A 13,342-nucleotide genomic window follows, 5' to 3' on the forward strand; every position below is an offset into this window, starting at 1 on the left:
TCATTACTGGCCCAGTGGCCAGTTCAAGTGCCAGCTGAATCGCCAATTCAAGTGCCAGCTCAATCCAAGGAAGGAGGGAACATGGCAACAGTGCTCATACAGGCCGATGACTTTTCCGGCGCCGCTGAAGTAGGGGAGTGCTTTGCCCGGCAGGGGTTCGACACGCGGATCCTGCTCGAACCATCTTCCGCGACTTCCGACGTGGTCGTCGTTGACACCCATTCCAGGTCATCCTCCACGGAGGAAGCGGCAGCCGCCGTGGCACGCGTCTTTGGAAGCCGGGAGGCGGCGCGTACACCCGTGCTGTTCAAGAAGATCGATTCGCTGTGGCGCGGCAACGTGGGCGCCGAAGTGGCGGCCCTGACGGACCTCGGCTGCCACGTGCTGGTTGCCGGCGCCCTCCCGCAGCTGCGGCGGACCGTGGTGGACGGACGTCCCTATGCCGACGGCGTGCCGCTGGCCGGCACCGGACTCTGGCACGCGGAATCGGCGTCGCCGCCTTCCCGCGTGGCAGACGTCCTGGCGCAAAGCTCTGCACAGGCGCTGGATCTGGACGCGGTGCGCTCGCCGGACCTGGCCGAACGGCTCCGCCAGTTGTTCTCCGGCGATGACGCAGTGACCGTGGTGGCCGACGGCGAGACTGAGGCAGACCTGGAAGCCGTGGTCGATGCCCTGTCGCGGCTGGAGTATTCCGCCGGCGGCCGGGGGATCGTCCTGGTGGGCACGGGCGGAATCGCTGCCGTGCTCGCGCAGACCTTACGACCCGGAGCGCGCGCTGGGGCGAGCATAGGGATCCCGGTTCCTGCGCGAAACGCGCAGACGTCCGCGGAGGGCTCAGGTGCCTCACAACTCCCAGAAGGCCATGCCGCCCGGCCGGTGCTCGCCGTCGTCGGCTCCGCGTCCGGGGCCGCACGCAGGCAACTGCGGGAGCTGCAGGCCGGGGGATTTGTCCTCGTCGGGCTGAGCCCGGAGGAATTGCGGCAGCCCGGGACAGCCGCGAAGCTACGAACGGTCCGCGAGGCCCTGGGCGCCGGAGAGGCGGTGGCCCTGACCGTCGTCGCCGAGCAAGTGGATCCCCACGAAGCCGGCGCGATCGTCAGGAACCTGGGGCGCTTCGTTTCCAGAGTCTTGGACCCGCAGTCTCCGGACGCGCAATCGCCGGGCCCTGCCGCCGTCGTCGGGCCCGATCTGATCCTGACCGGCGGCGAGACCGCCCGCGAGGTCCTGGAGCGCCTCGGCATCCGTGCGCTGGAACCGCTCGGCGCCGAACAGCACGGTGCCGTGGTCAGTCTTGCCGACGACGGCAGGCTGGTGGGCACCAAGCCCGGCAGCTTCGGCGACGACCTCGCCCTCCTTCAGCTCTACCACTCCATCCAAAGCCGCCGGGCCAGCGAACCGGCCGGCACCGCATCCCAAAAACCACTCGACCCTTCCGCAAAATCTGGAGAAACCATGAATTCAGTCTTGAAAGCCGCCGAGTTGACTGCCACCGATTTGAAGGCAACAGCACAGGACACCCGCCCCGTCATCGCCGTCACCATGGGCGACGGCGCCGGCGTCGGCCCCGAAGTCACGGTGGGCGCGCTGCTGGCCGAAAACGCCTACCGGGACTGCCGCCCCGTCGTCATCGGCGACGTGTACCGGCTGGAACTCGGTGCGAAGGCCCTCGGCGTCCAGGCCGACATCGTGGAGATCCAGGACGTGGCCGAGGCCGTCTTTGAACCGGGCCGCATCAACGTGATTGATCCGAAACTGCTCTCGCACGACCTGCCCTGGGGTGTGGAATCCGCCGAGGCCGGCAACGCCGCGTACCACTACATCCGCATTGCCTGCGAGCTCGGGATGAAGGGCGAGGTGCAGGGGATCTGCACCGCCCCACTGAACAAGGCCGCGCTGCACAAGGCCGGGCACATCTACCCGGGCCACACGGAGCTGCTGGCGCACTTCATGGGGATTGAGGAAGTGTCCATGATGCTCTCCACGCCCAAGGTCAAGGTCATCCATGTCACCACGCACATCGGCCTGATCGACGCGATCAACAAGATCGAACCCGGCCTGGTGGAACGCACCGTCCGCCGCGGGCACAGCGCCATGCAACGCGCCGGCATCGCGAACCCCAAGATTGGCGTGTGCGCGATCAACCCGCACGCGGGGGAGAACGGCCTCTTCGGCTACGGCGAGGAAGCGGAGAAGATCACCCCGGCCATCGAGAAGCTCCAGGCCGATGGCATCGACGCCCGCGGCCCGCTCCCGGCGGACACCGCGTTTTTCCTGGCCGGCCGCGGCGACTTCGACCTGATCGTGGCGATGTACCACGACCAGGGCCACGGCCCTGTGAAGGTCCTGGGCATCGAGGCCGGCGTCAACATCACCGTGGGTCTGCCCGTGATCCGCACCTCCGTGGACCACGGCACGGCCTTCGACATCGCCGGCAAGGGCATCGTGGACGTGCGCAGCATGATCGAGGCCCTGCGCCAGGCCGCGGAGATGTCGCCGAGCCCGGTGCTGCAGGCCTAAGTTTTGTCACAGGCGGGGCGTACACGTTCGAGTTGCGACTGTCGGTCCGCCAGATAGAACTGGTCTTTTCTCGTTTGATGTTGGACTTGGGTGCTGTCAGCGCCCGGCGATGTGCCCGGCAATGTACTCGGCATCGCGTCCCACACCGGCCACGACCGCCGAGCTGTGCCCGGTGAGCCACGGCAGGCCCACGGCGTAGAGGCCCGGGTAGTCGGTGACGCCGCGGCTGTGGCGGGGGTAGTTCCATTCGTCCAGTACGGGGATGTCGAGGATGCCGAAGTCGAGCCGGTATCCGGTGGCCCACAGGACCGACGTCACGCCCTCCGCTGCCAGGTTCAGCCGCGCCGGCTCTGAGGGAACCCAGTCGTCGGCCGGCCGGGGTTCAGCCTCCGGCGCTTCGATCCCGGCAGCGGCAATGTGCGCATCGAGCATCGGTCGGAGGCGCTGGCTGAAGCCGGCCTCAATGGTGGCGAGGCGTTCGGCGAGGTCATCGCTGAAGACGAGGTCGCCGTCGTCGGCTGCGTCCAGGTGGCCGTGCAGCCGGATGCCGCGGCGGCCCAAATCCCGTAGGTGGATGTCATGGCCGCCGTCGGCGCCGGACAACAGCGGGTTGCAGGCAAACCGAGCCGCCGGTGAGGGCAGCCGTTCCACGGAAAGTCCGTTCAGCCCGTGCTCGGGGCCGTGCAGTCCGAGCTGCATCATCCAGTAGAAGGTGTCCCTGCCGCGGTACCGGCGCGGGGCCTCCGGGCAGGTGGACACCGCCAGATGGACCTCGCGGCCGGCCGCCAGCAGCTCCTCGGCGATCTGGCCGCCCGACTGGCCGGTGCCCACAATCAGCACAGCGCCGTCCGGCAGTTGGCCCGGGTTGCGGTACTCGTCGGTGTGAAGTTGCACGATGTGCCCCGGCAACCGTGCGGACAACGCGGGGATTTTCGCTTTCTGGAAGCCGCCGGTGGCCAGCACCACGTTGCGCGCCCGCCAGCTGCCCTGGGTTGTTTCCACGTCGAAGGCATCGCTGTCCGCGGCGGCGATGCGCGTGACGTCCGTGCCGGTGCGGACCGGCGCGCCGATGGCCTCCGCGTAGTGCCGGAAATAGTCCACCACGGCATCGCGCGGCATAAAGGCGTCCGGGTCCGGACCGGAGAAGGGCATGCCCGGCAGCGACAGCGAGAAATTCGGGGTGTTCAGGTAGAACCCATCCCACCGGTCCTGCCAGGCACCGCCCAGGGCGGCGCGCCGTTCCAGTACCTGATGCGCGACGCCGGCCAGGTCGAGCCAGTAGCTCACGGCCAGACCCGCTTGGCCTCCGCCCACAACGAGCGTGTCCACTTCAGCGTCCATTTCCGCCCACCACCTCGATCAGTGAACATGCGCGAGGAGCACGATCCCGGGAGAATCCTGGCCCGCGGAGGCCTCCATGCGAGGAGCTTACGCCGGGTCTGGGTCCAGGCGTAGGGGTTAAGACGACGGCGGGGCGGCCACTTCAGTGGCCGCCCCGTCTATCGAGGTGCTAGCTCATAGCCGGGTAGGCCTTGGGGAGTTTTAGGCCGCGCTCGTCCAGAACGGTGCGCAGGCGCGTGGGGTAGTCGGTGATGATGCCGTCCACGCCGAGGTCCATCAGGCGTGTCATGTCCGCCGTGGTGTTGACGGTCCAAGGGATGACCGGCAGGCCGAGCTCGTGGGCTTCCTTGATCATGCCCGGGGTGACGGAGCTGAAGGTGGGGGAGATGACGTCGTAGCCCTGGGCTGCCGCGGCTTTGGCGAGCGAGCCGCCATAGGTGTCGATGTCGATGCCGCCGAGGTTGGGGCTGGCGCCGGGCTTGCCGACCTCAAGCCAGGCGTCGCCGCTGGACAGGGCGACGAGCGGCAGCTGCGGGGCGATCTTCTTGGTCAGGTTCAGCGAGGACCAGTCGAACGACTGCACGGTGCTGCGCCCGGCCATGCCGGCGGTGTAGATCTCGGTGACCACGGCCTTGGTCAGGGCCACCATGCCCTCGCCGCCGGACTTCCCGTCCTCCACCTTGGTTTCGATGTTGAAGCGAACCTTCTTGGCGTCGGCGTCGCGGACCAGCTGGAAGACGTCCTTGAGCTCGGCGATCCGGTTGCCCTTCACCACGTCCTGCTCCGGGAACCCCTTGAGCTGGGTGAACCCGCAGTCCAGGGTCTTGATCTGCGCGAGCGACAGCTCGGCCACCCGGTCACCGACGTAAGGGTACTGCGCGTCGCCGGGAGTCGCCGGCGCGGTGTCGCGGCACTTGTCCGCCTGGATGGTGTCGTCATGCCAGACGATCACCTTGCCGTCGGTGGTCAGGTGGGTGTCCAGCTCCAGCGTGGTGACGCCGAGCTTCAGCGAGTTGGCGAACGCGGCCAGCGATTCCTCGGTCCATTCGCCGCGGCCGCCGCGGTGCGCCTGCAGGTCAAAGGAGCCGTTGCTCTCGTTGGTCTTGATTGCCGTTGTTGCCTCTGCGGCCTTTGTTGTGGCGGCGTTCGACGACGGTGAGCCGGCTTCGGGGTTTGAAGCGGCGACGGCGGGGCTCGCCAGCGAGGCGATAAGCGCGGCGGCGGCCACGGCAGTCAGGGGTGTGCGCATGGTGATGGTTCCTCCCGGGTGACGTTACCGGCGTCGTGCCGGCGACCCGACCACCCTAGGGAGGTGAGATGGACTGTTGTGTGCGGAGATCTGGACCGGGAGTGAACACGAGGAAACCGGGCAGGGCGACGGGCCTGGAGACGCGAAAAACCCTTCGTGTTTAGGACGGATCATCACCCTGCAGGAACTCCGCGGCGGCTCAGGCTTCCTTAGGTGCCGCCACCCAGGACCGCCTGCAATTTCTCGAACGACTCGGTCCACCCGTTGCGGTGCAGTTCGAGGCGTTCGTCCGTCAGGAACGGTCCCTGCGAAAGCACCAGGCGCGTGCCTTCGCCCGTACCCCCGAGTGAAAGGTCGACGACGGTCTCCCGGTCGTCCGGCGCCGGTTCCTCCCAGCGGAAGGTGTACACCAGTCGCCAAGGAGGATCGATCTCCAGGAACTCGCCGGAGAGGTGGAACTGTTCACCGTCCGGTGGGGTCATGCTGAATCGGTAGCGGCCGCCTTCGGCGAGGTTGACTTCCGCTATAGGGATGATGAAGCCGTGCGGACCCCACCACTTCACCAGCTGGGCCGGTTCCGTCAGCATCCTGAAGACTTCATCCGGGGGAGCAGCGAGCGTGCACTCCAGGTTCAGGACCAGGCCGCCAGTTTCCTCATTCCCCGTTGCCTCATTAACGGACTCCGCATTCATCCTTCAACTCTGGCATCGTGGGGCCACTGCCGGAAGTGGACCGGCGGCCGCCGCCCGTCACGCCGCAAGCGTCAGCAGCTTCCTTTCCGTCACGGCCTGTTGGAACGGCGCATTGCAGCTCCCTGTTCGAAGAGCGCCCCTCAGCCCAATGCCGGTCACCCCTACTTCCGCAAGTCCAAATCGGTCCATAATGACCACATAAGCTTCGGGGGCCCTTCGCGCTGGTGATGGGTGGCGCGGCGTTGAAGAGTCCCAGGTGGCTGCCCCGGCTCGGCGCAAGGGGCGGTCACGGGCTCCGGACAAGTATTCCGGGGACCGAAACCGGGGGGAGCTACGCCATCGCTGCGGTCATCAACGCACTGAAGGGAATCATCATGATCAAGGATTCAAACATCATCGCTGTCCTCCCCGCGAAGGACATCAACAGGGCGAAGGAGTACTACCGGGACAAGCTGGGAATCGAACCCTCCGAGTCCATGGAAGAGGGCAGTGTCATGTACAGCTGCGGGCAGGGAACCCGCTTCCTTGTCTACCAGACAGAGAATGCCGGAACCGCGAAGAACACCCAGATCGGCTGGGAAACGGACAATCTGGAACGCGAGATGGAAGAACTGCGGAGCCGCGGCGTCGTCTTTGAAGACTACGATTTTCCCGGCCTGAAGACGGAGAACGGCGTCGCCACTGCAACCTGGGGGAAGGCAGCCTGGTTCCTGGACAGCGAGGACAACATCTTCAACATCTCGCAGCGCGCGTAGGCCGGAGTCTGGCCCCGATCAAGGACGCATTGCATCGCTGCCTCCGGCTACGAAGCCGGAGAGAACCGGACCCCGCCACCAAAGCGGGATCCGGTTTCAGCGTGGGGCTGGCCGGCCTCGAGTCAGACGTCGCCGCTGGACAGGGCGAAGAGCGCGGTCAGAACGGCCGGGTACGCAGTAGCGGCTATCGGCACGCTAGTTCGGGTGCCGATCCCCCGGCCGCCGGTGCCGGTGGTGCAGCTCGTAGCTGTCGAACACGTCGGAAGATGTGGCTCCGGAATGGCCGAATTTGCCTCGGAGGACCTCCGCGAGTCCGTCCAGCGCCGCGTGGAGCATCCGTCCGGCGAACTGCAGTTCAGGGTTCTCGCTGCGCTGGGCCTGGGATGCCAGCTCCTGGGCGTAAGCCACCGTGGCGGGGAGGGAGCCGCGCTGCTCAATTTCACGGAAGTAGTAGGTTTCGTGGAACGCAAGCAGGTCGATGCTCACCGTGGCCACGTTTCCGGCAATTGCCTCCAACAGCCCGGCAGCGTGACTGGGATCCATGGCCAAGACACCTGCCGGACCTGCAGCCTCCCGGAACAGGGTCAGTTGGTGGGCCAGGGCCCGGCGGCGGTTCAGGGCCGGGAAAGTCTGCAGGATCCAAGTGACCGTTGCTGTCAGCAAGCCGAATCCGGTGACGGCCTCGAGGGCGACAACCAGCCGGAGCAGTGGTTGCGTTGCCACGATATCGCCAAACCCCACGGTGGAAAGAGTGACCAGGGAGATGTAGAGGGCTTCGGCGAAGTCGGCCCGCACTGGAACCCCGGCTCCGTAAACAAAACCGTCCGTCAGATGGGGCAGGTATAGCAGAGCCCAGCCGATGGCCGCCAAGGCCGCCCAGGCGCCAATGACAGCGGCCATCGCCAAGGGTGCTGCGATGAAGGAGCCCCGGCCCCGCAGTTTTCTCGATACAAGCCAGAATCCGCGCATGATCGCCCGCCCCAGAGGACCGGAACCGTGCGGATAAAGCAGCGTACGAAAGACGTCAACGAGCATCAGCAGAACCAGCCCGGCCCCCAGAACCGTCCAGAGCGTGTCCTCGAAGTCCATGCCTCATCTTAGAGGCGGCATTATTTGAGGAGCAGCCACACGGTCCGGGCAACGGGCCCGCAGGTTAGTCCCCGACGGGCGGCCCGGCATCTGGCCGCTTCAATCTATACACGGAAACCCCGCCAGTACCTTTTGGCTGGCGGGGTTTCCTTGCGATCGCGGTGGTCGTAGTCGGGCGAATATGACGCGCTAATTAGCCACGGCGGCAGTCGGAACGGACGTTCGGGAGAACGTTGTGTAGCCCGGCTTGGACCCCGTCACCTTGACGGTGAGGGTCTTCGCTACGTCTGTTGTGGTGGGTTTGTAAGTAGCGGCGTTGGCGCCGGTGATTGCAACGCCGGCTCGGTACCACTGGTAACGGAGCGTGACTGGTACTGGTCCCCAAACGCCGGAGTTAGCGGTGAGGGTGGACCCCACCTTGGCGGTCCCGGTGACGGTGGGCGTGGCCCTGACCAGTGATCCCTTGACCACAGCAGCCGTGGCGGCTGAGGTCCGGGAGAAGGTGGTGAAGCCGGTCTTGGACCCGGTGACCTTGACCGTGAGGACCGTGCCCAGGTCCTCCGCCACGGGAGTGTAGGTGGCGGCGTTGGCACCGATGATTACGGCACCGGAGCGGTACCACTGGTATCGGAGTGTAACTGCGCCCGGTCCCCAAGTTCCGGGGGCGGCCGTGAGGGCGCTCCCGACCATCGGGGTCCCTGTGACCGTAGGAGTGGACCGGGTGAGCGAACCCTTGGCCACGGCCGTCGTCGGGGCGGACGTTTTGGAAAGGGTGCTGTAGCCGGACTTGGACGCCGTCACCATGACACTTAGGGTCGCCGCGACGTCGGAAGCGGTGGGAGTGTACGTGGCGGCGGTGGCCCCCTCGATGGTTACGCCGGCGCGGTACCACTGGAACCGGAAGGATGCCGGCGACGGTGCCCAATTGCCCAGAGTCGTCGTGAGCGGCTGTGCGACCCGGGGCGTGCCGGCGATTGTAGGTACCGGCGCGGTGAAGGAGCCCGGGGCAATTGCTGCGGTGGGTGCCGAATTTTTGGTGACCGTCGAATAGCCCCCCTTGGAGCCGGTGACGCCTACGGTGATGGTGCGTCCGGCGTCGGCCGCGGCCAGGGTGTATGTGCCCACGTTAGCGCCGGCGATGGCAACGCCCGCGCGGTACCACTGGTATCCGAGGGTGACAGGAGAAGGGCTCCAGCTGCCGGTGTTGGCCGTTAGGGTGGAGCCGACTTGGCCGGCGCCGGAGATAGTCGGCGTTGCCCCGACCAGAAGGCCCTTGAACGTCCACGTCCATGAGGAGGAGGTATTCGGGGTCAGCACATAGCCCGTCCGCGCCTTTGCGGTCACCGTCACTTTGCCCGTTCCCGGGTACGTACCGGCAGAGAGGACTTTGCCGTCGATGAGGTAGTCGACGCCGGACTTGGACGGGATCGCGAACGTATCCCCAGTAGTGCCTTCCTTTTCATTGAACGTCACTGCGGCCGGGGTTACTGGGGTCGGAGGGGCTTCATCGGTTACCCTGACAGTTTTCAGCGTCTGGAACCACGGGGATCCGTTGCCCCAGGTGTCAGTCAAAGGGTAGAGTTTCACATCCCATTGCCCGGTCGCAGCCCCCTGCGGAATGGTTATGGTGTGTTTCCAAATACCGTCCTTGATCGTTCCGGAAACCAGGGTCATCGGGCCAAAGCCCTGCCTCTGACCAATGTCCCACGACAACGGGTCCGGGTTGACCCAGCTGGCAATCATGGTAGGCGTATCCACACCCGTCGCATCGACTGCATGGATAGTGATATTGATCGTGGCTGGCCCAATGAAGAGATTTAGGTTGGGCGTTGTAACTGACTGGCTTACAAGCACTGGCCCTGTCATGTCCGATGCTCGTGCCGGAGCTGCGGATATGAGTCCCAGCGTTCCGAACAGAAAGGCAGCGACCATTAGTATCACCAAGGTCCGGGCCCGATCGAAGACGCGCATGAGTTCCCCCAGAGTGTTGCCGCAAAGAGCTGTGTGATGCCTGCAAGAAGGCAGACACGTGAATCATACACATGAACCTTCAACTGTCAGGCCTGCGGCCAGCGGACTTGGCACTTACTGTTCGTTTGGGCGGCGAAGGCCATCAACAATATTGAACCCGGGCTGGTGGAACTGACCGTGCGGCGTGGGCACAGCGCCGTCAACGCGCACGAGAGAGAGAACGGCTGCGGCGATTAGGACCTCATCGTCGCGAAGTTCCACGACCAGGGCCAAGGCCCTAAATGAACTCATCCACGGTGCCGGTGCACTCAGGAGGGTCCAACTGCCTTTTCGCTATCCCGTTGCCCGCGCTGCCCACCGTCTTCCGTCAGGGACGGGGCTGTCCGGCGGGTCGTCAGCCGGCGGTCGTTGCCGCGGTTCTCGCCATGGCATAGTTCTCTCAGCTGAACGTTGAATGTTGAAGTTGTTTCACTAAATCTGGGGGTCATATGTCCAAGTCCTGCTGTGCTGCAACCTGCTCACGGTGGACGCGGCGTCTGGCCGCAGCCATCGCGGCCACCATGGCGTTTGCTTCTGCCGGCGTCATGCCTGCGGACGCTGCCGTCCAGGACACCGAAGGCCCTCTGATTCTCAATACGTGGATTTCGCCCGATCATGTTGACGTTATTGATGGGCCTCAGCAGGTCACCGTCCGGCTCGAAGTTGAGGACCAAGGTTCCGGGCTGGCAATTGGATCCCCCTCGTTGGAGCCTGCGTCGGCCAACCGGGGAGGGGCAGATCCTGTCTCCGGTCAATCGATGACTTTGGTTTCGGGTGACCGATTCAAGGGGATCTACGAAACTACCTTCACTTTTTCGGAGGGAATCTACCCCGGCGATTGGGTCTTCTGGCCACGCATCGTCGATAGTGCGGGCAACCGATATCAACCAGATGACGCTTTCAACAGCATCGGGACCTACCTGAACGTTGTCTCTGTTGCAGACAACACTCCACCAACGGTGAAGTCCTCACTGAATAGAACGATCGTGGACATAACTGATGGACCGGGGAGAGCGACCGTTACTGTGAATGCGGAGGATCCGGGAGTGGGCATTCCAGCCGACGCCACAATAAGGATCGGGGATCTCTACAACGGCCCGGCTTTCCCAAATGCGTCCATCCACCCCAACTTGGGAATCTTTGTTGGGAACTTCGAGTACCCAAAGTACAGCCCTGATAACGATTGGCGAGGCACCAAGACGTATTGGATCCGTGAACTCGCCGATGCAAATGGAAACAGCTCCGGTCTCTCCTACGGCGGCACTTATATGGTGGCAACCCGCCCGCTGCGAGGGAAGCGACCCGACCTGCGTTCAAGCGAAGGAACCCTCACGGCTGTCTGGGCGGCGCACTACGACATGCTCGGGGTCTTGGAATATGAAGCCGAGATCTCCGGATCCGCTGGCGTGCGCACAATCCGTACGTCCACCACGGAAGCATCACTAAACGATCTTCCCGCCGGCACCTACACAGTTCGTGTGCGGGCACGGAATCAGCTCGGCTGGGGCGAATGGACCACTCCTTCGGATCCTTTGATCCACACACTAGTTACGCTGACCGGCAGCACGCCGGCGATTTCCGGCGCGCCCATGGTCGGCCGGACGCTCAGCGCTACAACCGGGATCTGGACCACGGGCAGCACTTTTACATATCAGTGGTTAGCCGACGGCATTGCGGTGTCTGGTGCTACAGGAGCCACATTAGTCTTGGCTCCCGACCATGTGGGCGAAACGATGACGGTCCAGATCACCGGATCCAAGCCTGGCTACACGATCTTGTCTAAGAAATCCGCCGCAACGGCAGCTGTGACGGCAGGCCCATTCAGCGCCGCTCCAACTCCAAAGATCACGGGCACAGCCATGGTCGGTTCCATTCTCACAGCGAATCCCGGCACTTGGTCCCCGACCCCGGCGACGCTTCAATACCAGTGGTATCGTGACGGCGTACCCATCGCCGGAGCCACCACGGCGACGCGTACGCTCACGGCCACCGACGCCGGCGCCCCTCTCACCGTAAAGGTCACCGGTACCAAGCCCGGCTACACCACAGCCGCCATGACCTCCACCCCAACAGCGGCAGTGGCCAAGGCTTCCTTGATTACGGCTGCCCCGACGATCACCGGCACTGCCAGGGTCGGATCCACACTCACCGCTAACCCCGGCTCGTGGACACCAACCCCGGGTGCACTCACATACCAGTGGTATCGCTCCGGGATGCCCGTCACCGGGGCGAGAGCAGCGACGCGCTTGCTCACCGCTGACGATGCAGGGTCCACCCTTACTGTCCAGGTCACCGGGTCAAGGCCCGGATACACCACCGCCGTCATGAGCTCCGTCCCAACCGGGCCGGTGGCCAAGGCGTCCCTGGTTACGGCCCTTCCCACGATCATTGGGACCGCCAAGGTTGGGTCCACACTCACGGCCAACCCCGGAACCTGGGCCCCAGCCCCGGTGACTCTCAAGTATCAGTGGTACCGCTCGGGTGTAGCCATCATCGGAGCTACCACAGCGACGCGCATGCTTGCCCTAAACGACGCCGGCGCAACTCTCACCGTACAAGTCACTGGGACCAAGAATGGCTACACCACCGCCTCCGTGACTTCCGCCCCAACGGCGGGAGTGCCCGCGGCCTCACTTGCCGTGGCCGTTCCGACAATCGTGGGCACCGCGAAAGTTGGCTCGACCCTCACGGCGCTCACCGGACTCTGGGGCCCAGCACCCGTGGCACTGACGTACCAGTGGTACGCAGGCGGCGTCGTTATCCCCGGAGCAAACCTCTCCACCTACGAAGCCACCGCCGCATACGTCGGCAAGACCGTCACCGTCACCGTCACCGGCACCAAAGCGGGGTACTTCACCTCGACCAAGGTCTCCGCCGCGACCGCTGCAGTGGCGAAGGGCTCGCTGGTTTCGGCAACCCCGACGGTCACCGGCTACGCCAGGGTGGGATCCACGCTGACGGCGAGCACAGGCACTTGGGAACCCGCAACTGTCACCCTTCATTACCAGTGGTACCGGTCCGGAGTGGCCATCGTGGGCGCGAATACAGCCGCCTACAAGCCCACCGTTGCCGACCTCACGAAGGTCCTGACGGTCAAGGTCACAGGATCACAGACCGGATACACCAGTCGCTCCAAAACCTCAACCGCTACGGCAACGGTGACTATGGGTCTGGTGGGACCTGATCCAATCATTTCCGGTGGCTCGGCTTTCTTTTCCACCCTCACCGTGTACCCCGGTGCTTGGTCTCCGGATACGGTGACGCTCCGCTACCAGTGGTACCGTGACGGCGTGCCCGTCATCGGGGCAACTGCCGCGACTTTCACCCCTGACTGGGACGATCTCTGGTACGAGCGACTCATCACCGTCCGGGTCTCCGCATCCAAAACCGGTTACACCACAGTTAAAAAGACGTCGCTCCCTTATCGAACTTGGATCTGATAACGCCGGGACTGTATCCAAGGGCTAGCCCAGCTTGCGCCGATTCGACTGCTGGCCAATGATTGCGACGAACCAAGTCTCGGCGGGTTGCCCCTTCGGGGACCTGCCGCGGTTCGACTCTGGCCCCCGGGAGACCTAGTGCACGGGCAAAAAAGTGAGCGGCTCACACTGAAACTCCGTGGGGCCTACCCAAGCCGTATCCGAGCCAACGGCCGACTTATATCGCGTTTTATGTCGGCGAGCGCGGCT

The 13,342-nt window shown here is 64.6% G+C and carries 8 protein-coding genes; 3 read left to right on the top strand and 5 right to left on the bottom strand.

Annotated elements, in window-relative coordinates; translation table 11 throughout:
* Positions 1-81: 81 nt before the first annotated feature.
* The gene (pdxA, locus tag AC1DFR_RS13380; RefSeq protein WP_476873581.1) at positions 82-2,517 is read left to right on the top strand and encodes a 4-hydroxythreonine-4-phosphate dehydrogenase PdxA; all 2,436 of its coding nucleotides are present in this window, start codon (positions 82-84) and stop codon (positions 2,515-2,517) included.
* 96 nt (positions 2,518-2,613) lie between these two features.
* On the opposite strand, the gene AC1DFR_RS13385 is transcribed toward pdxA, so the two are convergent.
* From AC1DFR_RS13385 to AC1DFR_RS13395, 3 genes are all read right to left on the bottom strand, one after another.
* Complete coding sequence (locus AC1DFR_RS13385; protein WP_476873582.1) at positions 2,614-3,858, bottom strand: flavin-containing monooxygenase; 1,245 nt, start codon at positions 3,856-3,858, stop codon at positions 2,614-2,616.
* A 169-nt stretch (positions 3,859-4,027) separates the two neighbouring features.
* Positions 4,028-5,107 (bottom strand): glycerophosphodiester phosphodiesterase family protein, encoded by a 1,080-nt coding sequence (locus tag AC1DFR_RS13390; RefSeq protein ID WP_476873583.1) that lies wholly within the window; start codon positions 5,105-5,107, stop codon positions 4,028-4,030.
* 209 nt (positions 5,108-5,316) lie between these two features.
* A complete protein-coding gene (locus tag AC1DFR_RS13395; protein ID WP_476873584.1) occupies positions 5,317-5,799 on the bottom strand; it encodes an SRPBCC family protein in 483 nt (160 codons plus the stop codon).
* Positions 5,800-6,173: 374 nt separating this feature from the next.
* Between AC1DFR_RS13395 and AC1DFR_RS13400 the strand changes: the two genes are divergently transcribed.
* Entirely contained in the window at positions 6,174-6,554 is a 381-nt protein-coding gene (locus AC1DFR_RS13400) for a VOC family protein (protein ID WP_476873585.1), read from the top strand.
* A 195-nt stretch (positions 6,555-6,749) separates the two neighbouring features.
* Here the strand turns inward: AC1DFR_RS13400 and AC1DFR_RS13405 are convergent, their stop codons facing one another.
* Positions 6,750-7,643: a potassium channel family protein gene (locus AC1DFR_RS13405; RefSeq protein WP_476873586.1), complete on the bottom strand. Its 894-nt coding sequence runs from the start codon at positions 7,641-7,643 to the stop codon at positions 6,750-6,752.
* Positions 7,644-7,832: 189 nt separating this feature from the next.
* A complete protein-coding gene (locus tag AC1DFR_RS13410) occupies positions 7,833-9,215 on the bottom strand; it encodes a hypothetical protein (protein ID WP_476873587.1) in 1,383 nt (460 codons plus the stop codon).
* A gap of 2,144 nt (positions 9,216-11,359) precedes the next feature.
* Between AC1DFR_RS13410 and AC1DFR_RS13415 the strand changes: the two genes are divergently transcribed.
* Positions 11,360-13,093 carry a hypothetical protein gene (locus AC1DFR_RS13415; protein ID WP_476873588.1) on the top strand — a complete coding sequence of 578 codons (1,734 nt, stop codon included), beginning with the start codon at positions 11,360-11,362 and terminating at the stop codon, positions 13,091-13,093.
* The last annotated feature ends 249 nt before the right edge of the window (positions 13,094-13,342 follow it).

The organism is Arthrobacter sp. 05T410 (assembly GCF_056396505.1).

What these genes read in the sequence shown, in the direction of transcription:
- pdxA (WP_476873581.1), top strand. Translation starts at nt 82, where the DNA reads ATGGCAACAGTGCTCATACAGGCCGATGACTTTTCCGGCGCCGCTGAA.
- AC1DFR_RS13385 (WP_476873582.1), bottom strand. Translation starts at nt 3,858, where the DNA reads ATGGACGCTGAAGTGGACACGCTCGTTGTGGGCGGAGGCCAAGCGGGT.
- AC1DFR_RS13390 (WP_476873583.1), bottom strand. Translation starts at nt 5,107, where the DNA reads ATGCGCACACCCCTGACTGCCGTGGCCGCCGCCGCGCTTATCGCCTCG.
- AC1DFR_RS13395 (WP_476873584.1), bottom strand. Translation starts at nt 5,799, where the DNA reads ATGAATGCGGAGTCCGTTAATGAGGCAACGGGGAATGAGGAAACTGGC.
- AC1DFR_RS13400 (WP_476873585.1), top strand. Translation starts at nt 6,174, where the DNA reads ATGATCAAGGATTCAAACATCATCGCTGTCCTCCCCGCGAAGGACATC.
- AC1DFR_RS13405 (WP_476873586.1), bottom strand. Translation starts at nt 7,643, where the DNA reads ATGGACTTCGAGGACACGCTCTGGACGGTTCTGGGGGCCGGGCTGGTT.